Genomic DNA, 2,002 nt, shown 5'->3' with positions numbered 1-2,002 from the left:
GGTCAAGGTGCGCGGCTTCCGTATCGAACCCGGTGAGGTCGAGGCCGTCCTCGCGGCCCACCCCTCCGTCGCCCACGCCGTCGTCGCCGTCCGTGACGAACGCCTCGTCGGATACGTCGTCCCCGAACCCGGCCGCACACCGCGGGCCGCCGACCTCCGGGCCCACCTGCGGGAACGGCTCCCGGACCACATGGTGCCCGGCGCGTTCGTCACCCTGGACGCGCTGCCGCTGACCCCCAACGGCAAGCTCGACAAGGCCGCCCTGCCCACCCCGGACCCCGGGCCCCGGATGACGGGCCGGGCGCCGCGCACCCCGCGCGAGCGGCTCCTGGCCGAGCTGTTCACCGAGGTCCTCGGCGTCGAACACGTCGGTGTCGACGACAGCTTCTTCGACCTCGGCGGCCACTCCCTGCTCGCCACCCGCCTCGCCTCGCGCGTACGGGCCGTACTGGGCGCCGAACTCCCGCTGCGCACCCTCTTCGAGACGCCGACCGTGGCCGGTCTCGCCGCCGCCCTGGACGGCACCGGACGGGTGCGCCCCGCGCTGACGGCCGCCGAGCGGCCCGAGCGGACGCCACTGTCGTTCGCGCAGCGCCGGCTGTGGTTCCTCCAGCAGATGGAAGGGCCGGGAGCCACCTACAACATCCCGCTCGCCCTGCGCCTGTCCGGGCGGCTCGACCAGCGCGCGCTGAACGAGGCGCTCGCCGACGTCGTGACCCGTCACGAGACGCTGCGCACCGTCTTCCCGGAGGCGGACGGCACCCCCTGCCAGAAGGTGCTGGACCTCGACACCGCCCGCCCGCGCCTGCGCGTGACCCGCACCGACGAGCCAGGACTGCCAAGGGAACTCGACCGGGCCGCCCGCGAGCCCTTCGACCTCTGCGCCGAAGTGCCGCTCAGGGCACATCTGTTCGCGCTCGCCGACGACGAACACGTCCTGCTGCTCGTCATGCACCACATCGCCGGTGACGGATGGTCCACCGGACCGCTCTCCCGCGATCTCGCCGAGGCGTACGCCGAGCGGTGCGCGGGACGCAAACCGGAGTGGGCGCCGCTGCCCGCGCAGTACGCCGACTACACCCTCTGGCAGCGGGACCTGCTCGGCGACCTCACCGACGAAAACAGCGTCTTCGCAGCCCAACTCGCCTACTGGAAGGAGAAGCTGGCCGGGCTGCCCGAGCAGCTCCGGCTGCCCGCCGACCGCCCGCGCCCGGCCGTCGCCACCTACCGGGGCGAGCATCTGCTCGTCGACCTCGACGCCGACCTGCACACGGGGCTGGTTCGGCTGGCCCGCCGATCCGGCGCCAGCCTCTTCATGGTCCTCCAGGCCGGCCTCGCCGCGCTGCTCACCCGGCTCGGCGCGGGCACCGACATCCCGCTCGGCAGCCCCGTCGCCGGCCGCACCGACCAGGCGCTGGACGACCTCGTCGGGTTCTTCGTCAACACGCTCGTCCTGCGCACCGACACCTCCGGCGACCCGTCGTTCCAGGAGCTGGTGCACCGGGTCCGGGAGACGGCACTGGGCGCCTACGCCCACCAGGACCTGCCGTTCGAGAACCTCGTCGGAGAGATCAACCCGGCCCGCTCGCTCTCCCACCACCCCCTCTTCCAGGTGATGTTCGCGCTGCAGAACGCCCCGATGGGCGCGTTCGAGCTGCCCGGCCTGCGGGTCGCGCCCGTGACCGTGCCGACCGGCACCGCCAAGTTCGACCTGGGCTTCAACCTGCACGAGCGGTACGACGCCGACGGCGCCCCCGCCGGGATCGCGGGTGCCGTCGAGTACGCCACCGACCTGTACGACCGGGCGACGGTCGCCGATCTCGTCGACCGCTGGACCCGGCTGCTGCGGGCCGTCGTCGCCGACCCGGCGCGCCCCGTCGGCCGGATCGACGTCCTCTCCGCCGATGAACGCCGCCTGCTCCTGCACGACGCCAACGACACCGCCACACCCGTCGACCCCGCCCCACTGCCCACCGCCTTCCAGCGGCAGACACGGGCCACA

1 protein-coding gene is annotated in these 2,002 nt (G+C 73.6%); it reads left to right on the top strand.

The window, feature by feature from the left end; translation table 11 throughout:
- The coding region (locus ALMP_RS35805) for a condensation domain-containing protein (protein WP_264935944.1) at positions 1-2,002 on the top strand (2,002 nt) is incomplete at both ends.

It is taken from the genome of Streptomyces sp. A012304 (assembly GCF_026008495.1).
Lineage (GTDB): Bacteria > Actinomycetota > Actinomycetes > Streptomycetales > Streptomycetaceae > Streptomyces.
Note: the sequence above shows the minus strand (reverse complement) of the source record. Positions and strands in the feature narration are given on the sequence as shown.